Genomic DNA, 23,898 nt, shown 5'->3' on the forward strand with positions numbered 1-23,898 from the left:
TTTTTATTCAACAGTAATGTTAGTTAAGTAGTCTTGTCCTAATGGATCAAGCTTGTAGCCTTTAATATTTTTTGCCATCACTTTAAATGTTTTTGAGTTGGCAATGTTAACGAGAGGAGCTTCGTTGTGAGCAATCACTTGAGCTTCCATGTAGTATTTTGTTCTCGTCTTAATGTCTGTTGCCAGTTTGGCATCAGTGATGAGCTTGTTGAATTTCTGGTTACACCATCTTGGGTAGTTACTTCCAGATTTGACACTCGCACATCCAAGAAGAACGTTAAAGAAGTTATCCGGGTCCCCGTTGTCTCCAGTCCATCCCATTTGTAACATTGAATGAGCGCCTTGTTTTGATTTCTCAAGGTATGTCGGCCAGTCATAAGAAATAAGTTTTACCTTAATTCCAATTTTTGCCAGGTCCGCTTGCATTAGTTCACCCATTTTCTTCCCGTTCGGGTTGTATGGACGAGCTACCGGAAGAGTCCACATTTCTGTTTCAAATCCGTTTGGAAGACCAGCTTTTTTTAGAAGATCTTTTGCTTTTGCCACATTGTATTCGTAGTCAGCTACAGAGTTGTTGTATGACCAGATTGTTGGTGGGATAAGGTTTTTAGCAGGAGTCGCGTTCCCCATGTAAATAGCGTTGATGTACGTTTTTTTATCAAGCGCGTGAGAGATGGCCTGTCTTACAAGAACGTTGTCGAATGGTTTTTTCGTTACGTTCATTGCTAAGAAGCCGATGTTAAGACCAGCGTCTTCCATCACTGTTAGCTTTGGGTTCTTCTTCATCTCTGCTACGTCAGCAGGAGATGGGTCAGTGGCCATTTGGCATTCGCCAGTCTTTAGCTTTTGCGTTCTAACGTTAGCGTCTGGAGTGATAGCGAAGATAAGTTTATCTACGTTTCCTTTTTTACCCCAGAATGATTTATTTTCTTCGTAACGGATAACAGAGTCTTTTTGGTAAGAGATGAATTGGTAAGCACCAGTTCCGATTGGGAAGTTATCCATGTCGGCCATTTTTTTGCTGGCAGCTAGTTTGTCTGCGTATTCTTTTGAAAGGATACTCATAAAGCTCATGGCCATATTCGCGATGAACGGAGCGTCTGGCTGAGCAAGAGTGATTTGCACTTTGTATGGATCAAGAACTTTGATGTCCTTGATTAATGTCCCCATTTCCATTCCATCGAAGTACTCGTACTTTCCGCCACCAACATTATGGTATGGGTGAGACTTGTTTCTTTGTCTTTCAATTGAAAACACTACGTCGTCAGCATTGAACTCACGAGTTGGAGTGAAGTATTTAGTTGTGTGAAACTTTACACCTTTTCTTAACGTGAAAGTGTATGTCTTTTTGTCCTTAGAAACTTCCCATGAGCTGGCAAGAGCAGGAACTACTTTAGTGCTTCCAGCTTCAAATTCTACAAGTCTGTTATAGATGTTTGCCGATGAAGCCGTGATTGATGTCCCATCTGTGACTAGCTGTGGGTTGAATGAACTAGGCGAGCCTTCAGAGCAGTAAACAAAGTTCTTTGCCTGTACTTGTGCTCCAAAAGATAATGATAACGCTAAAAATAGAAGTGCTTTCACATTCCCTCTTTGGTTTTTGGTGTGGTTGATTAATAAAAGGTAATGATAATTGTTTAATAACATATCCTTTCTGACAACTTTTTTAGTCGTTTTTTAGGTAAAATTTTGTTCTTTTCTACTCAAGAACTCCGATAAAAGACCGTAAGCAGAAGCTTACATTTTCTGACACTAGAGCATGCTAGGATAATCTTTTAATGGGTGTTTTATCTTCTACCAGTCTTTCTAAGAAATTGACCCTTTCGGCCCTGGCGCTGACTGCGGGCTCGATTCTTCTTATCACTTCGGTGGTGTATCTGACAGTGCTTTCCTTCGGAGAAAACTTCCTGGAAAACGAATTGGAGGAGAAGTCGGAATTCATTAAAAAGGCCCTGACGGAACCCATCTGGACTTATGACCAGCACCAGATTGAAGAGGTGGGGAATTCTCTTTTAATCGACAGCAAGTACACTTATATTACAGCGCTTAAGATTGAGACGAACGAGCACAGCATATTATTTGAAAAAGGTATTAACAATATCGCTTCTTTTAGCCTGGCAGAGAAGCTTCCATACACCAAAACGAAGACGATTAAGCTTTTTAAAGGCAAGCAGTATATTGCGACTATTTCCATTGCCATGACCAATGAAGGATACATTGTTGCTATTAGAAATCAGCTAGGTCTAATTCTTGTGGTGTCGCTTTTAATGCTTCTGTTGGTTTCCCAGCTTGTTCGCTTTTATTATAACCAAACATTGACCTCGCCTTTGAATAAAATCCTAAGCCAGGTTCACCGTTTAGAGAATGAAGACTATCAAATGGTGATGGAAGAAGGCCTTCCGGATGAGCTGGAAACCGTCTCGCGTGCCCTGAATCAGGCCGCCAGCATGATTGAAAAACGCAACAACGACATCATGTACTACACCAATGATTTGGAAAAACTGGTTCAAGAGCGCACGGCCGAACTTGAAGACCAGATGAGTAAAAACCTCAATACGGCCCGCCTGGCAGCCGTAGGGGAAATGGCGGCCGATGTGGCCCACGAAATCAATAACCCGCTCACGGTTATTGACTTACACATTAACAAACTAAAAAAACACGAACTGGACTACAACCTTCCTTTGGAAGCTGCTCAATCGGTGACTAAAGTTCAGGCGATGGTTAAAAGAATTGCCAAGATCATCAAAGGGTTAAAGTCTCTCTCTCGCGATGGTAACGCTGACCCGAAAGTGCCTTTTTCTATTGTGAGCATGATTGAAGATGTGAAGATGCTTGTTGAGATGAAAATTAAATCTCATGATATTAATTTTGATATTTCAATTGATGACAACTCGCTAATGGCCGAAGGGCGTGAAGTTCAGATTTCTCAAGTATTGGTTAATTTAATTGGAAACGCCGTCGATGCTATTATTCATTCCCCCGATGCCCGCTGGATCACATTGGCAGTCAAAGACAGGGGAGATATGATTTATTTCTATGTCACGGATAGTGGAAATGGTATTCCCGAAGGGCTGCAGGAAAAAATCATGCGTCCCTTTTTTACGACGAAAGAATTGAATAAGGGAACAGGCCTTGGACTTTCTATTTCCAAGGGAATTATCGAAGAACATGAAGGGATATTGGAATACAATGATCGCTCTATGAATACGCAATTTATTTTTACATTGAAAAAAGTACAAGCGGTTCTCAAAAGCGCCTGAGGAGATTATGGTTAAACCACTCTCTCTTATCCTTTGTCTCATTTTAAGTTTTTCTTTGCAGGCCAAAGATAAAGATAGAGTCATCTCTATGCGCTCAGACGTCTGGTGCCCTTACGCCTGCGAGCCAACATCCGACCACCCGGGATTCATGGTGGAAATCGCCCGTGAAGTGTTTAAGAAAAAAGGCTACACCATTGACTACAATGTAATGAACTGGGCACGCGTTCTCTCTGACGTCAAAAATGGAGAGTATGATGCCGTCGTTGGCGCCAGCCGCACTGATGTAAAGGGGTTTGTGATTCCGCAAGTTCCCACCGGAATCCTGGTGAATTATTTTTGGGCGCTCAAAGACAGCAAATGGAGCTACAAAGATGCGGGCTCTTTAGATTATGTGGGCGTAGGAGTCGTTAACGATTACAGCTATGGCGATGAAATTGATAAACTGATTAAGAAAAAACACAAATCGATTAAAGAAGTCTCTGGAGAATCCCCATTGTTGAGATTGATTCAGATGACGGAGACCGGAAGACTTATGGCCTTTGTGGAAAATCCATTAGTGCTGGATTACAACATGAAAAAGCTCAATAAAGATAAATCGATCTTTAAAATTGTCAGTAAAAACCTGGCAAATGACCCCGATCTTTTTATCGCCTTTTCTCCGGCCAACCCCAAGTCTAAAGAGTACGCAAAGATTTTGGATGAAGGGATGGAAGAGTTAAGAAAAAGCGGAAAATTAAAAGAGATACTTTTACGATACGGCCTGAGTGATTGGGTAGAGTAGAAATAAAAAGGCCTCCGAAATGGAGGCCTTTTTTATGTGCATTTTTGAGATTACTTAAGAGCTTCGCGAAGCTTAGAAGAGGCCCAGTCCATCGTCCAAACGATAGCAGCAATCAGGATAACCAGCATACCTACTTCATTCCAACGTGCTTGACCTTGGTATTGCATTAGCAGGTTACCGATACCACCACCACCAACAAGACCGATGACAGTCGCCATACGAACGTTGATGTCCCAACGGTAGATTGTGTATGAAAGGTATGGAAGAACGATTTGAGGTACAACCCCGAACCATACGATCTGGATTGGGTGAGCACCTGTTGCAGTGATCGCTTCAATTGGACCGTCGTCGATAGATTCAATCTGCTCAGAGTACTGCTTAGTAAGTGAAGCGATTGAGTGGATACAAAGAGCAAGCATCCCTGAGAAAGGCCCGATACCAACCCAAACTGAGAAGATAATCGCCCAAACCAGTGGTTCAATTGAACGAGAGATGTTTAAGAAAGCTCTTAAAGCGTTATAGCAGAAGAACAGAACAGGGTTAGTGTTCATAAGGTTTCTTGCTGCGAAAAATCCTAATAAGAAAGCGATAGGAATAGCAACTGCAGTGGCGATGAAGGCCATGTAGATTGTTTCGATCGCTGCGAATAGACCTTCTTCAAAGATTCCCCAGTTAGGGTTAAATAAGGCTTTAAAGATACGTTTTGCACCTTCAAGACCACTTTCAGAAAGGAATTCTTTTAGTGAAACTTGAGAAGAGTAGAACCCTGTGATGAAAGTTAAAAGGATAAGCAGGTATCCAATCCATGCAAATGGTTGAGACGTCGGGCTTTCGTTTTCGTCGTACTTTAGTAGACCGAACATCCCGCGACCTAGAGAGAATTTTGTAAAGAATAATACTGCGGCAATGGCCAGACCAATATAAAGAGCAAGTAGCGGCTGGTTCCATGTGAACTCTGGGTAGCGCTCATCAATAATGATCTTTTCGTAAATAACTTTATAAGCGACAAGTGCCATGTAGGCCCATGCCAATGTATCAAGAACGTAAGCTTTAAAGCTTTGAACGTATTTGTTTGGTGTTTTGTGCGTTTTTTGTTTCATTATATTTATCTCGTGATCGTAAATTAGTTAATTGTTACTTCTACAGCGTCTTCGCCGTAAATAGTTTTGAACCATTCTTCGTTGATCTCTAACGGTTTTCCGTCGTAGATCATCTTTCCGCCTTTAAGCGCCACTACACGGTGAGCGTACTGACGAACAAGAGAAAGGAAGTGCAGGTTACAAATAACTGTTACACCTAGTTCTTCGTTAACCTTTTTAAGGTACTGCATAACTGAGTGTGATGTTGCCGGGTCAAGTGAAGCTACCGGTTCATCAGCTAGTAAGATTTTTGGATTTTGCATAAGTGCGCGAGCGATCGCAACACGTTGCTGTTGACCACCTGAAAGGTTGTCAGCTCTGTTTCTCTCTTTTCCTTTAAGACCTACGATCTCAATGTACTTCTGGGCAAGAGCGCGAGTCTCTGGAGAGTGGATTCCGAAGATACTTGCCAGGATTCCCGTACGAGACAGGTTTCCTGAAAGCACGTTTTCCATAACTGTTTTTCTAGGAATAAGATTGAAATGCTGGAAAATCATTCCGATTTCCGATCTGATTTTACGAAGCGCCTTTCCTTTAAGTTTTGTTGTATCTGTACCGTGGAAGATGATTTCTCCGCCTGTCGGGTCGTGAAGGCGGTTAATACATCTAAGCATAGTAGATTTACCAGAACCTGATAAACCGATAACAACTAAAAATTCCCCTTGAGGCACACTGAATGAAACATTCTTCAGGGCGTGGTGGCCGTTCGGGTAAACCTTTTCGAGTCCTTTGATTTCTAACATATCAATCTATTCCTATATAAATGAGTTCAAAAAAAAGTTCAGTTAATTACTTAACTAGAGCACCAACGTCTACGTTAGCAGCTTTAATAACTGCGCGAAGAGAGTCGTAGTCCTTGTTTGAAGCAGGAACGATTCCGTCGATAGCGTAGATGTTTTTGAAAGTCGTTTTTCCTTCTTCAGTTGAAAGGTACTTGTTAAGAGCAGCAACGATCTTAGTCGTGATTGCTGGATCGATTCCTTTTCTGAATACGAATGGGTCGTTAGGAATTTTGTCAGTGATTTTTAGAACTTTTACTTTTTGCTCAACGTCTGGGAATTGAGTCATAACTCTCTCTCTTGCGTCTTTGATTTTTCCATCGAAAGCATCAGAGTAGAAAGCAGCACCAGCATCAACCTGACCTTGGTAGATCATCGTGATGACGTTGTCGTGCTTTTGAGCAAACATTGTGTTTCCAAGTTGAACTTTAGCATCTTTGAAGATTTTTAGCGGGTAAAGGTATCCAGAAGTTGAAGAAGCGTCTGTGAACGCGAATTTCTTTCCGTTTAGGTCTTTAAGGTCTTTGATTCCTGATTTTGCAGAAACGTAGATCGCTCCAGCGTAGTAGTCTTTTCCGTGGCGAAGAGCTTTAAGCTTAGCTTCTGCTCCGAATTTTGTATTAGCAAGTAGGTATCCGAATGAGTTCATAACCGCAACGTCAGCACGGTTTGAACCGAAAGCTTCTACTACAGCGATGAAGTTAGATGGAATCCCAGACTTGAAGTAAAGTCCTGTTTCTTTTTCCATGAATTTAAGAAAAGAAGTTGAGTTTGTAGCGATTGTGTTGGCATCAACAGAAGGCGTGAAGAAAATTTTAACTGGGTTATCGCGAGTACCTAGTTTGTCTTCGGCCATAGCAACAGTAGACACAGCAATCAGTAAAAGGCCCACTAATGGTCTTTTCAAGAACTTCATGAAAATCTCCTAGAATAAAGAATTCAACAGTTTATATTAAAAAATGATGGGTCAAACTAACATAGAATATTAGATTTGGTTAGTCAGGAATTGATTTTATTGGCCGTTTTTTGAAAAGATGTTACTTTTTACAGTGAAGAGATCTTATTTGAGAGGATGTTGCAGTGAATAAAAAGACTGTTTTTTCGATGCTGGCGCTGATGGCCTTAACGACAAGCACATTTGCGGAGATTAAAACCTATCAATCCACCGACAACACAGGCCTAAATAAGAAAGAGCAAATCGATAACCTTGAGCGCTACTTGATGGAGTTGTCGGGTTCTTTAAAAAATATGGAGGCTAAACTGGATGCCAATGCCATAAAAATTAAAACTCTCGAAGATATCGTCAAGGCCATCAGAGAGCAGGATATCAAAAAAATCCAGGATCAATTAGGAGAGAAAAAAACAGATTCTCCCGCTTCAGCTCAAGCGACTCCGGGACCTACGATGCAAGAGATGGATAAATTAAAGGCGGATATTTTAACGCTTAAAAATGAAGACATCGAGAAGGTTCAGTCAGATATTAGAAATCTTAATTCATCAGTCGAATACATTCAGAAAATGCTAAAAATCGGGCAGAAATAACTTCTGCCCGACCCACTTATTTTTTAGAACTTAACTTGACCAACAGCTAGTGAAAGCGTCGTTGCTTCTTTTGAAGCGTACACGAAGTATCCAACAGCTTTGTTGTCAACGTTAGTTGAAAGAATTGATCTCGATGTTAACAGCTCGCTTGGGTCAAGTGAGAGCTTAGTGCCTTTTACTTCAACATTAGCATTCAGGTAAAGGTATCCATTAAATGGAGAAAGCCATACACCGACAGATGTGTAGTCAAAGGGAGCTTTGACAGGAAGAGCGATAGCTCCTTCAAGTGAAAGGGAAGCGTATAGGTTGGTATTTCCTGCGAATTTTTCCAGGTTTGTTTCACATGTCTCATCGTCAGACTGGTGAGTGATTGAAGCAAAAACTTTTTTCGTGATGTTTTTTGTCCATCCAGTGTTTTTGTCTGTAAGTTTGAAATTCATTTCACCGACTTCAAAGTTAGCAGTTGTAACGCAGAAAAGATCGTTGTCGTCGCGGTGAGTGCCGAAAGAAAGAGTTGTCTCAGAAATTGTTTTTTTAGCGCTTAGGTTAACAGTCATTTCATAAAGACCTGCGTTTGTGTTTCCGTAAGTGTTTGTGAAATCTAAAGTGGCCTTTTGTTCGAAGGCAAAAGAGCTAAGTGAAGTTAAAAGTAGTGCCAGTGACAGCATCGTTTTCATGAGTATCTCCTTGCAGGGTTGTTTTGGCCGATTTATGCCAGTTTTCCGCACGAGACTCAAGTTATGATTGTGTCAGATTTGTGTTTTAAAATTAAATCAAACGATATTGGAAAGAAAATAAGTTTTCACTTCCTGAACTCCAGCTGCCTGCATTTTTTCGCTGGCAGGATCCTGACGGGAGCTGGCCATCTGGAGAGTTATTCCCATCTTTTTATATGCGCTGATGACTTCTTCCGGTGAAATTTTAAATGGAGGGCCATAGTCAGCAGGGCCTTGATGATCAATGGCCCCAGAAAAAAGAATGGTGCGTGCATTAATCAAACTCGACATGTGCTGGTAGTATCGAGGTCTGTCGTTTTGGTTAAAAACAACCTGGCTGGCGCGGTCGTACATGACATCAAAAGGAGTCTGATTCTTATATTCAAAGAAGTCTCCGGCATAAAACGTGATATTGGTGCCCGAGTAGACATGCTCTTTTTTAGTAAAAGCGATAGCGTTTTCCTTAAAAAAGGCCTCGACAGCACCTTCATAAAACTCAATCGCTGTGACGTTTGCCCCTTTTTCCAGGAAAAAAAGAATGTCGTTAGTTTTTCCAGCAAGAGGAATGAGAACTGTTTTATTTTTTAGATCAATATCTTTAAAGAAATGAACCATTGCCTGGTTGTAGTCTTTCTGGTGAAAGCGAATCACGCCTTCTTTCCAGACGTCGCTCCAAAATTCTTTAGGTGTAGGGGGCAGGGTATTATCATTCATGCCCCCTAAAGTAGCTCAGGATTATTGAAATGTAAAAAAGCCTTCAAACTCTTGCGCGGAGATGACACTTTTATCAACGACAACTTTTGTGACGTCGGAAATTTTTGGGTCTACGCGGTCACTTGTTGCGGCCACAGCGATTTGTTTGCAATCGCCCTTCATCACAATTCCCGATGGGTGAATAAACCCTGCAAGTCTTGCTAATGAAAGTTTTGAACCAGCTCCAGTCAATTCTCCCATGCGGACTTGAAAGCCCTGCTTTTTTAATTCCTCAAGACTGTGCTGATCTATGGCCAGAGCACTCGTCATGGAAGAGACCACAAAAAGAAGAGAAAGAATGATTATTTTCATTGGAGCACTCCTGTATTGGATTCATTTAAAGGTGTTGGGCCCATGACGTCTGAGACGACCAGAGCAAAGTAGGGAAGATCCCCTTGGAGGGATTCGGTATTCATCACATCGTAAATCTTTTTGACGGCATCTTTTTCGATTTCTTTGATTTTTTTAATTCCTTCTTCACTCATACCTTCAGAAAGTGAGTAGAAAAGGTTTAAACCACTTTTTACGTCACATGGTTTATAGAGATCAACCAGGGCGTGGCTTAGTTCGTGGGCCAGGGCAAGGTCGACTGAAAAATTTTTTTCTCTGGCGTGAAGTCTTTCGTCTTTGTCGTTTTTTAAGATCCAGTTTTTATCGATCAGGTCAATAAGCTTTCTTAATCCAACCAGGCCAAAAGCATTTTTAACTTCATCAATGCTCGTTCCATTTTTATTGGCGGCCATTTTATAGATCAAGTAACAAAACTTATCTTGAAACACAGTATTTAAATCTGCGCTCATTTCATGAGTTGAAGACTTTTCATCAAAGATGAACTGATCAAAACATTTATTGAGAAGATCGGCGATTGGGCCTTCAACAAGTTTTAAAATTTTTGAGATTTTTCTTTCTTTTAACAGGTAAGAGGTAAGGGCCAAGACAGTGTGGGGAGCAAGCTCGCTTCGTTGCTCCTCCTGCATGAGTCGTCTCATGGTCGTGGCCGGAACTCCACTTCTTTGTGCCAGGGCATTTAATGTAAGGCCTGGGTGTTTATCCAGGTAAGCAGCAGTCATGCGTCTGAGTTCCTGGTTAACTGAGAAAGATGAATGTGATTGTTCTGAAGTTGTTTCATTCATATTTCTTGGTTGTAACAGTTGAATAAAAAAAGCAAAACAAAATTCAATGAGAAGTAGGAAAGAGTTAGGTATAGAGAATCAACTGGCGCCATTAAGACACCAGCTGATCATCAATAGTTTTAGATACAAACTTGTTGTGTACGCCCGTCAACTCTAACCAAACGACAGTTTCTCCCCGGCTGAGTTTGCGGCTGCGAACCACATGCTGAAGTGAGTGCTCTAAGTCTTAGCCCACCTTTAATATCAGAGGTATCCATTGTAATGCTTCCCTGTGATTGGGATTCAAAACCTGCGAGGATTTGGCTAGTTAATGTATGTTGCAGCCTGATTGAGACGACATCTGTCGCTGATCCGCGGGCACACTGTGAAGGAATGGCAATGGACTTTAAAGCAGACACTGTAAAATCTTCCTCCTGGTTAGAAAAAGTATTAAACCACGATCTTTCGGCCAGCGTTTCTGGGTTTCTGCTGCCCACTGATTCTGTGCCGAGACCTGATTTACTCACGAGAAAACTTTTAAAGCTTCCCTGAACCCCTCTATCTAAAGTCGTAAAGCCGCGCATATCGTAAGCGACTTCTAAAGCATCAAGTTTCACACCCGCCGGAACTTTAACATCTAAAAAAATATTACAGTTAAGAGTTGAGATGTTGCGCGAGACTTTTGGACCGGCATTTAAAACCGGAACGCGCGATTCAAACTGAGAAAAAATTAAACTAGCGCTGCTGGCATCTGGTGCCAGGATGATGGTTGTCAATTCACTTGGGCAACCAACACCACCTACTCGGATGTTTTGCAGTTTAAAGTCGGCCGCATATAAAGATGTGGCAGTCGTGAGTGAAAGAAAAGATAGTGCTGTGATTAATGTTTTCATAGGCCCCCCTATGTTTCTATATGTAACGGATGCAGGAGTTGCTTTCAATACCAAACTGCGCGTGAATCTTTTTTGTCCGCCAGCTGGCGATGACATGATTTTCTAAAAAACCACGTGGCGGTCAAACTCAAAGCTCATGCATTTTGAACTATCTTTCGAAAAAAATATCCATTAAAAAAATTAAACACGAACAAAAAAGTTCGTTTCCATTGAGGGGGAAAAATTTATGACAAACAAGAAACTTCTAGGACTCTGTCTTTCACTTCTAACTCTTTCATCTGTGGCCATGGCCGATCTTAACGACATCAAGCTTGGTGTTCCAGGATATGGTGGGAACGGATGTCCAGCAAACTCTGCTTCTGTTACATTAAGTGAAGATGCAAAATCACTTTCAATCATCTTTGATCAGTTTATTGTTGAAGCTGGGGGGATGAACAAACAGACAGAAAGAAAAACCTGTAATATTGCCATTCCAGTTCACGTGCCACAAGGCTACAGCGTTTCAGTTATCGATGTCGACTACCGCGGGTACGTTTCACTTCCAGCACAGGCCTCTGCGCGCCTTACTGCTGAATACTTCCTGGCCGGATCTCTGGGACCTCGCTTCGATAAAACTTTCCTAGGCCGCACAGACACTGATTACACATTTAAGAACGTGATTGGAATCAACGCTCAGGTTTGGTCGCCATGTGGAGCTGACACGATTTTACGTGTAAACGCAGCGATGCTGGTAAAGACAAACCGTTACCTGGATGAAGCGATGGCGACTGTGGACTCTGCTGACTTTAAAGCGGGGATTTTATACCAATTACAATGGAGAAGATGTTCTCTTTAGTGATAAATTGACTGATAATGATTCTTCCAAAGAAAAAAGGCTTCCGAAAGGAAGCCTTTTTTTATGCCGTCAAAACGTAAATCACATCTAAAATATCTATTCGCGGGACAATCATCCCTTTGCTGGCCACATGAAAAACCGCTCTTGGAATCATGAGTTCGCGGTTATAAATCTCTCTTAATTTTTTCGTTTGGATTTTATCTTCTTCCAAACTCGGAGGAAGTTTTAAAATCCTCTCCAGGCGCCCGATAAAAAGCAGGCACTGGTCGTTGAGGTAAGGCGGCAGGTGATCTTCAAACTTCTTAAATTCACCCAATAAATTCGCCAGGACCTGAGGATGTGATTCGTATAGGTACTGGGCGATTAAAAAATAAAACTCAGCAATTTTTCTTTCCGGGTAGTGCTCTAGGTGGTCAATGGCCATTTGCAGGTAGTGATAAATCGCCTGCGAATCATGGGCATCAAATCCTTTTTGCGCTTCCATCATTAGGTGAAGACCTGTGTGGTATTCAGGATCGAAATTAACCGCTTTTTTAAGCTTATGAGGGGATTGCTTAGCTCTTCCAAAAGAATCGCTGATCTCAATAATATCGGTGTTAAAAATTTTGGGAGCTGGCCCGCCTAAATAAAGCGCGCGCCCAGCTGTCGGATTCATCGTCATAATTGAAAGACTGGTTGAAGTGACGTTGTCGAGTTCATAGTCTTTAAAATTGCGCGAAGTAATCTTTTGATCCAGAGGTGTAGACATGAGTTGGATAAGTTCAGCTTCTGTCGGTTGCGTTTTTTTCTTGTTTAAGAAGTTGTGAATCTTCTTCGTCGCAATGCTCTCTCTCATTAGGTTGTACTGGTCAAAACCTAAGGGAAGGAATTGTCTTTGGTTGAGTGATTTATCTTCCAGGTGATTGCAGAAATAAAGAATTCCTGTCTCTGGCACTTCCAGTTCATTGATAAAAGGTTTATCGCCGTGAAGATCGCAAGCGAGAACTTCACCATTTTTAAAAGTCATGTATAAACACCAGGTCGTAATCGTCTGGTGGGTGTTGATAAACTCCATGACCGATTTTTTATCGCGGGCCACTTTTGTCAGTGCAAAGATGTATTCAAAAATCGACATCCCTTTCGGGTTAAAGGTATTGGTGAATTTTTGGTGCAGGGCCAGGGTGATTCCATCTTCAGTCATCAAGGTGATGGAAGGATAGGGAATGCCACTTGCTCCAAAACCTAACATTTTAGGCATGCCAGTCAGGTCGTAGGAGATAGCGCGCTCATAACGATCGTACGAGCCCTGTAGAGGGAAATCGAGGATGCGCCCGTGAACGACTTCGCCTTCCGGGTTTCTTAGCATAAAACTCGAACAGCCCAGGTTTCCTTTGATAAATCCTGGCGCCCATTTGCTCATTGAGCTCACAAGCTCCGGAATCAGCATCACGTAGGCCGCCTCATCGACGGCAATCCCCATGCCTTCGGCATAGTGTTTTAGGTGACGAAATTGCTCGGTGTTTTTTAAAAGAGAGTTCTTTAAAACGGCCTTTCCCACTTCCTGAATCACTAAGTTCAGGGAGTTCCAGGGCGTTCTCAGCATCATCTTGACGTCTTGATGAACAAGTTTTCCTACTTCGCGGTCTTTGAGTCCCAGCTGGTAAAAGTTTTCGTCAATGTCACCGATCAAAGTAAGTAGATCCATATCTTTGTTGGGTCCTAAAAGTGGAGTGATGTATGTTTGATATTGTAAATGCAAATGACCTTGGAAGCAATCAATGGCTCAATATCTTCCTTCTGATCGCCGCCCTTTTCAGAGTGTATTTAGAGATTATTAAATTTGATTTTGCAGCTCTTCCATTGACCAAAGGAATGTTTCAAGGAGATGAAGAGCGCGCCCGTCAATTTCACCGCAGCGGACTTTTTTTGAGTCTGGGCTATATTGTGCTTTCTGCGCCTTTTACGCTTTTTGCCTGAGCTTCTTCCATCATTTTTTGGAACTCATCCTGGTAAAGCCCGTCGTACATCTCAATCATCTCGAGATATCTCTTTTGCTTTTCAAAAATAGGTGAGAGCTGGAGCTCGTCAGCTTTAAAGCGCTTTCTGATATAAATTTTGATACCGATTTTTTTTCCGCGGTTTTCCTTTCTCTTTCTGGTTAAAAGATTATCCAGCTGATAGATCTTGTTTAAAAACTGCGAGTTTTGTTTTTTCTTAAGCTGGAAAATATCCTGCTCTTTAATTTCATTCCAGATAACCCACGGGTCGATGTCTTCGCGCAGGATTTTTGTAAGCGTTAAATAAATCGTCGGGTCCGACTCAAAATTATCGCCCATTAATACCAGCTCATCAGGAATCCCGGTCATTAGCAGAATATCTAAAAGGTGATTGAGCTTGTAGAGACCTTGAAGCTTTAAATCCTTCGTGGTCAATTCGCCGTCGAGGAAAGAAAAGAAATGGCGGTAGTCTTTTAAGAAAATCCCGGCCGAGAAAATATTATTTTTATATAACCAGTCTCTCATCGCATCTTCGTAAAAATGCGGAGAGGCCGAAAGAATAAAGGGGTGATGCCCACGACGGATATAGCGGTGAAGAATTTCTACCGAGCTTGCCACTGTTGGGTTTTCCTCCAGCGAGCGGGTCAGTGAGCGGTAGACTTCTTTGGTTGTTGAATACTTTGTATCAACCAGAGTCTTGTCAAAATCACAGATAATGAGTTTTTTCGGCGAAAAGATGCGCAGAGGGATGTATGTCCCCAGATGCAATTCCAGCCCCGGTCTTTTTTTGGTTTCGTAAATTTGCAGGATTTCAATTTCCTCGCGCTCTTTGGTCAGCGGGATCTTGAAGTTGAAGTTTCCAAAAGAATCAGATTCAAAAGATTTTTTATAAATCTCACGCTGATCCTTTGAGACCCCAATTATTTTCATGGTGAACTGGTAAGCATTCAAGAGACGCAGGGCCTGAATGGGAAGCTTCTTCGTCACAATGTCGAAGTCCAGGTTTTGGGCCATCAGGTTCTCTTTCATTGTAATGGAAGCCTTGATGTTGATTGAATCATCAGTGACAATGGCCAAAAAATGTACGAGGTGAGGTCTTTTCATAAACGCTGTTGCTCTCTTAGATGAAGTATAGCAGAATTAAGAAATAGTTAAAAAGGATTATTGCAGATGGGGCATGTCGAACAAACTGTCTATATTGAATATTTAGGAAACGTTGACGTTTATTTAGGAATGGGAATCAAGATTGTCACAGGTCTGATTCTGGGAAGCTTAGTTGGTTATGACCGCGAACAGAAAATGAAGAACGCGGGGATCAAAACGAACGTTTTGATCTGTTTAGGAGCGACGCTTTATACTGCTATTTCAATGCTCGGCCACGTTCAAGGCGGCGGGATTGAGTACGATTCTGCGAGGATTCCAGCTCAGATCGTATCAGGGATCGGTTTCCTTGGTGCCGGTGCCATCATGAAAGACAAAGGTAACATCATCGGTCTAACGACAGCAGCGACTATTTGGGTTGTGGCGTCAATCGGGATGACGATCGGGTATGGATTCCCGGTTATTGCCACTATTTTTACCATTACAATTCTTTCGGTTTTAAAACTTCTTGGGCCAATTTACCAAGGCTTCGAGTCGACAAAAAACCACAAATACTATCACATTGAAGTTCTTTCACACGGGGATATTAAAAACCTGGTTAAAGAAATCGTCTTCAACACAACAGATAGAATTGACGAGCTTCATGAGCAGATTGTCGACAAGGAAACCAACAAGAGACACATTGATTTCTACGTGTACATGCACCCGAAAAAAATGCGTATTATGGGGGATGAACTTCGCGACATCGTTCAGGTCGACCGCGTTCACTATCACCAGATTGAAAGCAAGAGCACGACGAGCGAGTCTTAGTCTTAATTAAGCTTTTTTGATTTTAAAAGTCAGCACCCCGTCCTGATAGTTCTGGGTGATGTGCTTTGGACTTAAAAGGTCTTTGGCGTTGAACTCTTTTGAGAAAAGCTCACTGCGAGTTGACCTGTTCATGCTTCCATCTTCACCGTTGGTGCTATCGGAGTATTTTCTTGAGAGGGTGATTTTAATATTTCGCCCTTGAGTTGAAAGGTGCACGTTTTCTTTTTCGTAGTCGGCCACTGGCAGACTGATGGTCACTGTTTCTAAATCTTCAACCATGCTCGGGTTTAATTTATCAACGCGATAGAAAGGATCAGTGACTTTATCAGAGATCTGTTTTTTCTCACTTGAGGTCTGATCGACCATTTTTTTAACGTCAGCAGCAAATGTTGTTTTCAGATGGTTTAAAATTTCATCGTGCTCTTTAACCATTCGTTCATATCGCACTTTAAAATCGCTCTCACGCTGCTTAAGCATTTCTTGTTGGTGCTTGTCCTGGAAAGAAAGCTGGTCTTTGTGTACGCGGTTTTTTTCATCGCTTAAGCGCTTATTTTTTTCCGCATCCATGGTCATCATTTTTTTGAGTTCACTCTTTTGTCTTTCAACTTCCGCATTGTGAAGGCGGACGTCGTTGTCGAGTTTATCTCTGAAATTGCGCTCGCCTGTAGCGGCCTTTTGATTAAATTCACTTGAGAGGGCGTTGATTTCGTATTGAGCGTTGCTTTCCATTGCCATTTTTTCAATCTTTGACTTGGTAGCGATTTCTTTAACGGCATCCTGAGTAGAGCTCTGGATTTCGCGTTGAGACTCTTCAGAGCTTAAGTATTGATCCTGGTAATTGGTTTCCATCTGATCTTTTAAGTCAGCAAGCTTCTCTTTATGAGAGCCTTTAAGGGCCTCCTGTTCTTTTTCGACAGTATCCTGGGCCTTTTTTAACTGGTCTTTGTAGCCCTGCATTTTTTCTTCGTAATTTTTTGTTTCACCAACCAGGCGTTGGTTGTTGCGATCTAATCCTTGCATGTATTCGCGTTCGCCTTCTGTTTTAGCAGCAGCGAGTTTTTTGTCGTAGAGTTCGTCGACTTGCCTGATTTCCTGTTCTTTTCCGGCGATCTTTTTTTCCAGACCTTGGTTCATGCGTTTTAGCAGATCTTCATTGTCTTTAAATCTTTGGGCCATTTCCGAATTGGCAGGGATTTTCATTGGGCACTTCCTTCGAGCTCACGCCCTTCGCTCATACTACAGATGGATTTTTTGCTCGTATCACCCATGCAAACCCATGAGCGCAAAAGGCTCACTTCAATTGAATCCTTTCCTCCATGATAAACGGCGTAGGCAGTAGGGTTCATGGTTGAAGTCACCAGTTGAGCGTTAGTGGGGTTGATGTTTTTTAATTTTGAGCGGACGTAATACTGATAAACCCTGTATTCGCCGAAGGCCTGCGAAGAAAGGAGAGTTAAAAGTAGAATGATTGATCCGCGTTTCATTTTCTAGTGAAGCTCCGGCCTTTGATCGAGGATTTTTCCTTCAACCAGTTTAAAGAAAGCTTTCATGAAAAGTTTTCTGTCTTCGTCGCACATTGAAAGGAGCACTGTTTTTTTGTGTTCAAGCTGGCGGTGTTTAGAGACTTGTTGAAATAGTTTTTTCGCTCTGGCGCGCTCGATCCCTGTAATTTTCTGGAATCTTTTTTCTTTCATGTCCGGATCATTCATCCAAATGTCGTGAAATAGAGGGAAATGTCCCGTTGTTCCAAGGTGAATCAGGGCCTTCATTGATTCTTCAGGGCGATAAGTAATGTCCAAACAATCCTCCTAATAGTCGCTCGCTCATCCTAAGCAAGTACTTCTTATTTTAATGGGCACCCCCGACTTTTTAGGAGAGGGTAACTTTGTCCTTATTTTTTTTGCCCGAAGGATTCTCATAACTTAAGATATTTGCCCGGAATGGTCGGATAAATTTTCAGGGTATGGATTTAAAAAAAGTTTAAGTATACTATTAAGGAGTAACCATTTGCCCATAAGATTTGGGCAAAAATTGACCAGGAAGGTTTGAATGAAGAAGTCTCTGCTTTTATCGTGTGCTCTTATTTCTTTAAATGCACATGCCTTGGTGGATTATTCGGAAACAGTAAACGAGCCCGCTGATAAATCACCTGCCAGATCAGTTCAAAAAATGTCAAAACCACAAAGTTCAGGATCGGGAAGAAGTCTTTCATGGAAGGCGGATATGTCGCTCGAAACCAATTATGAATCGCTTGAAGTCGGCGGCAATAAATATGGAGTGATGAACTTCGCCACTCATATTCAAACACCGGTGGATGTTTATTTTGATGCTTCTTACTGGCACGCTAATGGTGACGAAGGTTCATCAAGCGGTAACCCAAAACTTATTTTAGGATTTAATTGGCTTCGTTTTGGAAACCCAAGCGAAGAAGCAAGAGTGGACATCTATGGTGGAGCGAAACTTTCTTCAAGTTCAAAGCTTGGAAGCTCGCGCACCGATAAAATCATTGGTGCTGAAACCACAAAACGTTTTGGAACATTCGGTCTGGGGATCGGATATGACGTGACTTTGGTTGGAAAACCAAAGAATACAGAAGAGCGTGCGATTGGAAACATCAGCCGTCTGACAATCAGTGGAGGATGGATGGTTTCTAATGACATTCAATTTGAAATCGAAGCTGAAAGTTTTACAATCGATAAAGCTAAGGACACTAACCGCGCAGCACGCCTGGGCGAGAAAGTGAGTTTTTCAACCCTATCACCTAAAGTCAATCTGGGACTTGCACCGGCCGTTAACCTGGAGTTGGGAGCGAGATTCAGAATGAAAAAAGCAAAGAGTGAAGCTGACTTGATGTCGGCCAAAGTGTTTGACCTTCACGGCGCAAATTCAAACTCTCTTTTTGCGGGACTTAACTTAACAATCTAGTGACAACATTAAAAAAACCTCTTTATTTCTGTAACGAATGCAAAAAAGTAGTGGGTCATCTCGATGACCTGCTCTTTGTTGATGAATACTCCCTTAAAGGCTTCTGCTCTGAAGACTGCATTGAAGACTTTTATTTTCCACTTATTAAGTATTATGAAGTGATGGAGAACTCTCTTCGGAAAAAACTTAATCTCTTAGATGAGGCCATCAATCAGATCGTGGACCAAGAGATGGTGGAAGAAGTGCTGGCCACTCCCGATGAGATTTACCGCCAAAGCAATGAGCTTCATGAAACCTATTACAATTTTATAAAACACTACTCGCATTCTTCTGTGATTGTGGTCTCTAGTGTTTATCGCAAAGAAGCGTCTTTTGTCTTTTTGACAACCAGAACCAGCTCTAAGGCCTTAATTAATGAATTTAGAACTGGAGAGGAAGTGCGCGATTGGTTTTCTTCTTTAAATGAAGAAGAGGCACCTACGGGCATGATGAGTGTTTCAGAAGAAGAATTTGCGGCCGGGATGGAAGAGGCCGATGCAGACGAGGACATGATCTTTCTGCAGCTTTTGGAAAGTAAAAAATCAAAAGTCCTTGCTGATATTCTGATAAAAAGAAAAGACAACGATATACCTTTTGAAGACTATTCAGGTTATGAGTCTTGTTTTCAGGAAACTCTGGATCAACCGGATGAAGTCTTCGAAACCCGTGACAATGAAGGGGACAAACTCTTTCATTACATCAAATCATTTTCGATGGGCACTCGTGCAGATGAGAGCTTTTTCTACATTGTTATTTGTCTTAAGAGAAATTCAGACAATGCCATGACAAATGTCTACCCGATTCTGGCACTGCCGACGATTGATATGGAAATGTGTCAGGAATTTAGGACCGGTACAAGATTGACCGGCCCTCTACAAAACTAGAATTAATTAAAAAGATTTTAAAACGTACTGGCCAACAGTTTTGAAGGCCTGGCAGTAGTAAGAGTTGTTGTACGCTAAAGCGTTCATACAAGTCTTATATGCATCTAATGTCATCATCGTACGGTTGTAGGGTGATGAGTAGTAGTAGCTTGTGTCTTTAAAGAACATAACAGAGTTAATAAGCGCGCTGCTATACTGAGTGTATTTTACGAAAGTGATTTTCTTAACAGTTTTTGGATCAGAGAATGTCCCGCACATTGGGTTACCAACGTAAATCGAGTTAGATCCACTTGTCGTGTGTGGGATAAAACAAATACTCACATCCCCAGAACTTCCGACAGGAGGAGTTTTAACTTGCATGTAGAAGCTGTTTTTATCAGTGCTACTTTGGCATAGAGTGTATGAACCAAGGTGAGTGCTTGTCGATTCAAATCCATTTACACCGTCAGTAGAGAACTTACAGTGAGAAGCATCTGAAGGAATGTTTGTGTTGGTTGTTGTTCCTGTTGTATTGTCTGTCGTTGTTCCGCCAAGATCAATACCATTGCCAGAAGTTGTTCCATTGCCAGTTAATGAGTTTCCGCTTTGAGATGAAATGATTGACCTTGCAGACCTAGGTGAGTCACAAGAGGTTGCAAAGATACTGGTCGCGACTAGCAGTACAAGTGTTGGAATGTGTTTTTTCATAAAATTACCTTACCCCAAGAAGGCGTGGGCCTATTAGTTCATTAAACTCTTCGGCTATTATTTTAAATAGTTTAGCCAAAATCGAGGCACCCCCTAATCTTAATGCTTTAACGAGTCGATAAGGGGTTATGTTAAAAAAGATTATTTACCTGATCATAACACTGGCCCTTTTGGGTGGTGCCGGCGTCCTGGTGGCGATCGCTCCATACCACATCTACACTCTGACGTTGACGGAAGGGGTGAACACGCAGTTTTTACAAATGAAGCCCACTAAAGCTGTGTTTTATGACGGTGAAACTATCGACGTTAAAATGCCAGAGAGAATGGATGATGAAAGACTCTACCAGAGTGTTCATTTTGGGCATTTTGAAATGCCGATACCGATTAATCATTCGCTCTTTTCTTTAATTCCTATTATTCGTATTGAAGCTGCAGGCCCAAGACTTGGGGCGAGTTTTCAAAACTCTAAAAACTCAGAGTTTTTTAGTTTTATGATAGAGAGACCCTATAAGTTTGAAACAACTTCCGGTGACCAGAAGATTTTCATTCTGCCGATTTTTAAAAATTACATCAATCGCAAAAGCAGTGATGATGTTTGGGCCGATGTGTTTAAAAAGCAACTTTCGCTTCCATCCAACGATGGGAAAAGTTTTTTTGAATCATTGGTGACTTTGCAGGACGTGAGCTACTACGAGCTGGTTTACAATCTTTATATTCTCTACAACCGCCATTTTGTCTTGCCAGAAGAGACGACAAAGTTTTCTTTTTATCCTGAACAAAATATGGGGATTGTGGAGCTTCCAAGCGATAGCGACAAGATGAAAGTAGAGCGCTTATTTATCATTGAAAAAGGATTGATCTATCCCATTCTTATCAAGACGAAGACCAATGAACTGGCCGCGATGAATTTCAGGACTAAGTTTATCCGCGAAATTAAATACAAGGCCACAAGCACTGATTCGGCCATCCCGATCTACGCCCGTTATAAGCAAATTTCTTACAATCAGCGCCTGGACCAGCAAGGGATGATTTATCTTTATTCGGCGTGGTCGCACGATTTGAATAACCGCGATTTTGTTCGTGTCATTATTTTGTTTCTTGAGCGCGGGAAACTCAACCTGAAATACTTAAAACCGTTTTATGAGTTTGCTTACCGCAAATTCGGTTCAACACTTTCATCGGCCAGTGGTTATTTAAATGAGACGGCAGCAGAGGCCTTAAAGCGCAAGATCAATGAAGACCTTGATAAAGAAGTCAATCAAGAGTCTGTGGATGGGAAGCCGAAGTTTGAAGGACAGTTCAGTACACCTGAAGAAAAAATAGAATACAATCTTCAGAAGGCCAAAGACAATAAGGTCAATTCAGATGACAGTGATAAAGTGCTCTCGATTGAATAGTCTTATCTAAACTCTATTGCTGCACCAATAAAAAGACTCACGCCTGTGATGTCTTTGACTCCCGGAATGGCGTTGCCATTGAGGTCTTTAACGGTGGCCAGGTCAGTGACGCTGTATTTGCGAAGACCCATTCCGGCAAAAGCGTGGTACTTAGCTGTCGGGAAAAACACAACACGCGCGTTTCCTTGTACTCCCCAGATCCATCCGGCCGGCTCTTCTTCGTAATTGGTTTCAATGTTGTATTCCAGGTTCACACCAAGATCGAGTGAAGCGTAGATATCAACAGAGAAAAGTGGATTTTTAAAAATGCTGTAACCAACTGTTGGTGAAAAAAGCCAGTAGCCAAATTTCATATTGCCGGTTGAAACGGCACTGTAATCAGCAGCAGCACCCCAGAAGAAATTTGAAGTCGTCTGGCGGTGGATGAACTGGAGGTTAAACCCGGTCATCACATCTTTTTCAGTATTGTCGTTTGTGAGAAAGAGTTGCTTAATCTCATCTCCAGCGCCGTAGCGGTGAAGGCTAAAGTAAAAAGAGTTATTTTCAGAAAGGCGCTCTTCTGGCTTTTGGATAGTGATGTCTACATCGTGCTCTCTTGGTGCCCCGCGCTTGGTATTGTATTCTTCTTCGGTGCCGTCTTCAAAGCGGATGTCTTTGGTTTCAATATAAGCAATTCTTCCGTAAACTACTAATGGTACGAGGTCGCGGTTCATGCGTCTTGGATTTCCAACGATGATCGCTTTCCCGTTGGCAATATACCCAAGGGGTGTCAGCATATTTTCATCGGCGTAGACAATAGCTTTACTGGTGATAACACGGGCCTTATGGGTCGAACCAGTCAGGACGACTGTGCCGTGGTCATTGATAACAGAATTGTCGGCTGCCATAGTGACGAACGACAAAAGAAGTCCTAAAATAACAGGATAAATTTTAAAATTTAGCATTAAATAAATTATAAGGGGAATCCTTTGAAATTTCCAGGCAAAAGAAAGACGAAGCATTACTTTCCAGTCAATGAATCAGGACGTATTCCTTTTGATCCGGATTTCTCCGAGAGAAGCTCAGTGTACGTTGTAGGTATTGATCAATTGATTGTCGATATCGAGGCCAATGTGAGCTTTGAGTTTTTGGAGAAATACAAGATTCAAAAAGGTGAGTCAGTTGTTTTTGATGATAAAATAGTTGAAGAAATTTATCGAGAATTGAAGGCCAACAAATGCATCGTCGGTGAATACGCCGGAGGGGCGATTGGAAACACACTTCATAACTACAGTGTTCTTTCTGATTCGCGCTCAGTGGCCCTGGGAGCTATTTCAAAAAATATTTCTGTAGGTGACTACGCTTTTAAATACATTTGTACGACGAATTCATTTGTCGACTTCTCTTACTTAAAACCGGTTGACGGTCCAATGGGAAGGGCCCTTTGTCTCTTGACTCCCGACCACGAGAGATCGTTTTTGATTGGCAAAGGGATAATGAATGAGCTTTCTCCTGATTATGTTCCAGGGGATGTGATCAAGGGAGCTGCTGCCCTTTTAGTGTCGGCCTATTCACTTCGCGATGAAAGTTCATCAATGTTTCAATCGAATCTAAAGGCCTGCCAATACGCCAAACAAAATAATGTTCCGGTTATTTTATCGCTTGGAACCAGCTCATTGATTGCAGCAAAAAGAGAGTTCTTTTTAAATTTTATTAAAGAGTATGTTTCAGTCTGTGCAATGAACGAAGAAGAGGCCCATGCGCTGGTGAATGAAAATGACCCGCTTCTTGCCTGTGAAAAAGTCCTGGATTACACGGATATGGTGCTTTTAACGGTGGGGCCGAGAGGGCTTTATATCGCAGCTTATGCAGATGAAGAATATAAGCGCGAAACAAAAGATATGATCCATTCAAAATCAATCGGAGAGTACAACAAGTATGAGTACTCGCGTGCGATTTTAAAGAAAGACTGCAAGCACCCGTTTAAAATTTACACTCATATCAATCCATATATGGGTGGACCAGGGGTGATTAAGAACACTAACGGCGCCGGAGATGCGGCCCTTTCAGCTGTTTTACATGATATTGCTTCCAACACATATCACCGTCAGGTGACACCGAATTCTCCTAAGCACAACACGCGCTACTTAACGTACTCATCTATTCACCAGGTGAGTAAGTACTGTAACCGCGCAAGCTTTGAAGTCTTAAAGCAGAATTCGCCAAGACTAATTAAGGGTCTGCCAAATAGAGAGGAAAGTTTAGAAGACGCCTATTGGGATTTATAATT

Annotated in this window: 26 protein-coding genes; 10 read left to right on the forward strand and 16 right to left on the reverse strand. The window is 41.8% G+C overall.

The genetic code is table 11. The features are described 5' to 3' along the window. Nucleotides 1–3 precede the first annotated feature (3 nt). Nucleotides 4–1,647, reverse strand: coding sequence for an ABC transporter substrate-binding protein (locus AC6JA8_RS08905; protein ID WP_497976746.1), 1,644 nt, complete (start codon nucleotides 1,645–1,647; stop codon nucleotides 4–6). 131 nt (nucleotides 1,648–1,778) lie between these two features. Between AC6JA8_RS08905 and AC6JA8_RS08910 the strand changes: the two genes are divergently transcribed. Both AC6JA8_RS08910 and AC6JA8_RS08915 read left to right on the forward strand, forming a co-directional pair. Continuing rightward, complete coding sequence (locus AC6JA8_RS08910) at nucleotides 1,779–3,260, forward strand: sensor histidine kinase (protein WP_497976747.1); 1,482 nt, start codon at nucleotides 1,779–1,781, stop codon at nucleotides 3,258–3,260. A gap of 7 nt (nucleotides 3,261–3,267) precedes the next feature. Further along, on the forward strand, nucleotides 3,268–4,041 hold the full coding sequence (locus tag AC6JA8_RS08915; protein ID WP_497976748.1) for a substrate-binding periplasmic protein: 774 nt from the start codon (nucleotides 3,268–3,270) through the stop codon (nucleotides 4,039–4,041). Between the two features lie 50 nt (nucleotides 4,042–4,091). On the opposite strand, the gene phnE is transcribed toward AC6JA8_RS08915, so the two are convergent. The 3 genes from phnE to AC6JA8_RS08930 are packed head-to-tail and all read right to left on the reverse strand — an operon-like array spanning nucleotide 4,092 to nucleotide 6,875. After that, nucleotides 4,092–5,141 carry a phosphonate ABC transporter, permease protein PhnE gene (phnE, locus tag AC6JA8_RS08920; protein ID WP_497976749.1) on the reverse strand — a complete coding sequence of 350 codons (1,050 nt, stop codon included), beginning with the start codon at nucleotides 5,139–5,141 and terminating at the stop codon, nucleotides 4,092–4,094. Between the two features lie 23 nt (nucleotides 5,142–5,164). Then, complete coding sequence (phnC, locus tag AC6JA8_RS08925) at nucleotides 5,165–5,923, reverse strand: phosphonate ABC transporter ATP-binding protein (RefSeq protein ID WP_491635281.1); 759 nt, start codon at nucleotides 5,921–5,923, stop codon at nucleotides 5,165–5,167. Between the two features lie 46 nt (nucleotides 5,924–5,969). Further along, nucleotides 5,970–6,875, reverse strand: coding sequence for a phosphate/phosphite/phosphonate ABC transporter substrate-binding protein (locus AC6JA8_RS08930; protein WP_142409541.1), 906 nt, complete (start codon nucleotides 6,873–6,875; stop codon nucleotides 5,970–5,972). Between the two features lie 164 nt (nucleotides 6,876–7,039). Here AC6JA8_RS08930 and AC6JA8_RS08935 point away from each other — a divergent pair, with 164 nt between their 5' ends. Beyond that, on the forward strand, nucleotides 7,040–7,501 hold the full coding sequence (locus AC6JA8_RS08935) for a hypothetical protein (RefSeq protein ID WP_497976750.1): 462 nt from the start codon (nucleotides 7,040–7,042) through the stop codon (nucleotides 7,499–7,501). 23 nt (nucleotides 7,502–7,524) lie between these two features. On the opposite strand, the gene AC6JA8_RS08940 is transcribed toward AC6JA8_RS08935, so the two are convergent. From AC6JA8_RS08940 to AC6JA8_RS08960, 5 genes are all read right to left on the reverse strand, one after another. Continuing rightward, the gene (locus AC6JA8_RS08940; protein ID WP_497976751.1) at nucleotides 7,525–8,178 is read right to left on the reverse strand and encodes a hypothetical protein; all 654 of its coding nucleotides are present in this window, start codon (nucleotides 8,176–8,178) and stop codon (nucleotides 7,525–7,527) included. 96 nt (nucleotides 8,179–8,274) lie between these two features. Beyond that, complete coding sequence (locus tag AC6JA8_RS08945) at nucleotides 8,275–8,931, reverse strand: class I SAM-dependent methyltransferase (protein WP_497976752.1); 657 nt, start codon at nucleotides 8,929–8,931, stop codon at nucleotides 8,275–8,277. A 21-nt stretch (nucleotides 8,932–8,952) separates the two neighbouring features. After that, the gene (locus AC6JA8_RS08950; protein WP_497976753.1) at nucleotides 8,953–9,282 is read right to left on the reverse strand and encodes a hypothetical protein; all 330 of its coding nucleotides are present in this window, start codon (nucleotides 9,280–9,282) and stop codon (nucleotides 8,953–8,955) included. Further along, on the reverse strand, nucleotides 9,279–10,103 hold the full coding sequence (locus AC6JA8_RS08955; protein WP_497976754.1) for a hypothetical protein: 825 nt from the start codon (nucleotides 10,101–10,103) through the stop codon (nucleotides 9,279–9,281). The genes AC6JA8_RS08950 and AC6JA8_RS08955 overlap by 4 nt, the downstream gene beginning before the upstream one ends. Nucleotides 10,104–10,222: 119 nt before the next feature. Continuing rightward, the gene (locus AC6JA8_RS08960) at nucleotides 10,223–10,975 is read right to left on the reverse strand and encodes a DUF4360 domain-containing protein (RefSeq protein ID WP_497976755.1); all 753 of its coding nucleotides are present in this window, start codon (nucleotides 10,973–10,975) and stop codon (nucleotides 10,223–10,225) included. A gap of 226 nt (nucleotides 10,976–11,201) precedes the next feature. Between AC6JA8_RS08960 and AC6JA8_RS08965 the strand changes: the two genes are divergently transcribed. Then, on the forward strand, nucleotides 11,202–11,810 hold the full coding sequence (locus AC6JA8_RS08965) for a DUF4360 domain-containing protein (protein ID WP_497976756.1): 609 nt from the start codon (nucleotides 11,202–11,204) through the stop codon (nucleotides 11,808–11,810). 61 nt (nucleotides 11,811–11,871) lie between these two features. Here the strand turns inward: AC6JA8_RS08965 and AC6JA8_RS08970 are convergent, their stop codons facing one another. Continuing rightward, the gene (locus AC6JA8_RS08970; RefSeq protein WP_497976757.1) at nucleotides 11,872–13,494 is read right to left on the reverse strand and encodes a hypothetical protein; all 1,623 of its coding nucleotides are present in this window, start codon (nucleotides 13,492–13,494) and stop codon (nucleotides 11,872–11,874) included. A 32-nt stretch (nucleotides 13,495–13,526) separates the two neighbouring features. Between AC6JA8_RS08970 and AC6JA8_RS08975 the strand changes: the two genes are divergently transcribed. Further along, nucleotides 13,527–13,766: a hypothetical protein gene (locus AC6JA8_RS08975; RefSeq protein WP_491635295.1), complete on the forward strand. Its 240-nt coding sequence runs from the start codon at nucleotides 13,527–13,529 to the stop codon at nucleotides 13,764–13,766. On the opposite strand, the gene AC6JA8_RS08980 is transcribed toward AC6JA8_RS08975, so the two are convergent. Beyond that, nucleotides 13,727–14,890 carry a phosphatase domain-containing protein gene (locus AC6JA8_RS08980; RefSeq protein ID WP_497976758.1) on the reverse strand — a complete coding sequence of 388 codons (1,164 nt, stop codon included), beginning with the start codon at nucleotides 14,888–14,890 and terminating at the stop codon, nucleotides 13,727–13,729. The genes AC6JA8_RS08975 and AC6JA8_RS08980 overlap by 40 nt on opposite strands. A gap of 66 nt (nucleotides 14,891–14,956) precedes the next feature. On the opposite strand from AC6JA8_RS08980, the gene AC6JA8_RS08985 reads away from it, so the two are divergent. After that, the gene (locus AC6JA8_RS08985) at nucleotides 14,957–15,697 is read left to right on the forward strand and encodes an MgtC/SapB family protein (protein ID WP_102243496.1); all 741 of its coding nucleotides are present in this window, start codon (nucleotides 14,957–14,959) and stop codon (nucleotides 15,695–15,697) included. 6 nt (nucleotides 15,698–15,703) lie between these two features. On the opposite strand, the gene AC6JA8_RS08990 is transcribed toward AC6JA8_RS08985, so the two are convergent. From AC6JA8_RS08990 to AC6JA8_RS09000, 3 genes are read right to left on the reverse strand one after another with little or no spacing between them, the layout of a single operon-like run. Then, nucleotides 15,704–16,897 carry an Hsp20/alpha crystallin family protein gene (locus tag AC6JA8_RS08990; protein WP_497976759.1) on the reverse strand — a complete coding sequence of 398 codons (1,194 nt, stop codon included), beginning with the start codon at nucleotides 16,895–16,897 and terminating at the stop codon, nucleotides 15,704–15,706. Next, entirely contained in the window at nucleotides 16,894–17,181 is a 288-nt protein-coding gene (locus AC6JA8_RS08995; RefSeq protein WP_497976760.1) for a hypothetical protein, read from the reverse strand. The genes AC6JA8_RS08990 and AC6JA8_RS08995 overlap by 4 nt, the downstream gene beginning before the upstream one ends. Before the next feature lie 3 nt (nucleotides 17,182–17,184). Further along, nucleotides 17,185–17,496, reverse strand: coding sequence for a hypothetical protein (locus tag AC6JA8_RS09000; protein ID WP_491635305.1), 312 nt, complete (start codon nucleotides 17,494–17,496; stop codon nucleotides 17,185–17,187). A gap of 250 nt (nucleotides 17,497–17,746) precedes the next feature. On the opposite strand from AC6JA8_RS09000, the gene AC6JA8_RS09005 reads away from it, so the two are divergent. Both AC6JA8_RS09005 and AC6JA8_RS09010 read left to right on the forward strand, forming a co-directional pair. Then, nucleotides 17,747–18,622, forward strand: coding sequence for a hypothetical protein (locus AC6JA8_RS09005; RefSeq protein WP_497976761.1), 876 nt, complete (start codon nucleotides 17,747–17,749; stop codon nucleotides 18,620–18,622). Continuing rightward, entirely contained in the window at nucleotides 18,622–19,545 is a 924-nt protein-coding gene (locus AC6JA8_RS09010) for a hypothetical protein (protein ID WP_497976762.1), read from the forward strand. Before AC6JA8_RS09005 ends, AC6JA8_RS09010 begins: the two co-directional genes overlap by 1 nt. 6 nt (nucleotides 19,546–19,551) lie before the next feature. Here AC6JA8_RS09010 and AC6JA8_RS09015 read toward each other — a convergent pair whose 3' ends face one another. Further along, nucleotides 19,552–20,232, reverse strand: coding sequence for a hypothetical protein (locus AC6JA8_RS09015; RefSeq protein WP_497976763.1), 681 nt, complete (start codon nucleotides 20,230–20,232; stop codon nucleotides 19,552–19,554). A 128-nt stretch (nucleotides 20,233–20,360) separates the two neighbouring features. Between AC6JA8_RS09015 and AC6JA8_RS09020 the strand changes: the two genes are divergently transcribed. Then, complete coding sequence (locus tag AC6JA8_RS09020) at nucleotides 20,361–21,629, forward strand: hypothetical protein (protein WP_497976764.1); 1,269 nt, start codon at nucleotides 20,361–20,363, stop codon at nucleotides 21,627–21,629. A gap of 2 nt (nucleotides 21,630–21,631) precedes the next feature. Here AC6JA8_RS09020 and AC6JA8_RS09025 read toward each other — a convergent pair whose 3' ends face one another. Continuing rightward, a complete protein-coding gene (locus tag AC6JA8_RS09025; RefSeq protein WP_497976765.1) occupies nucleotides 21,632–22,573 on the reverse strand; it encodes a hypothetical protein in 942 nt (313 codons plus the stop codon). A 24-nt stretch (nucleotides 22,574–22,597) separates the two neighbouring features. Between AC6JA8_RS09025 and AC6JA8_RS09030 the strand changes: the two genes are divergently transcribed. Next, a complete protein-coding gene (locus AC6JA8_RS09030) occupies nucleotides 22,598–23,896 on the forward strand; it encodes an inosine/guanosine kinase (protein ID WP_497976766.1) in 1,299 nt (432 codons plus the stop codon). Nucleotides 23,897–23,898 lie beyond the last annotated feature (2 nt).

The sequence above is a fragment of the Bacteriovorax sp. HI3 genome (assembly GCF_059738875.1).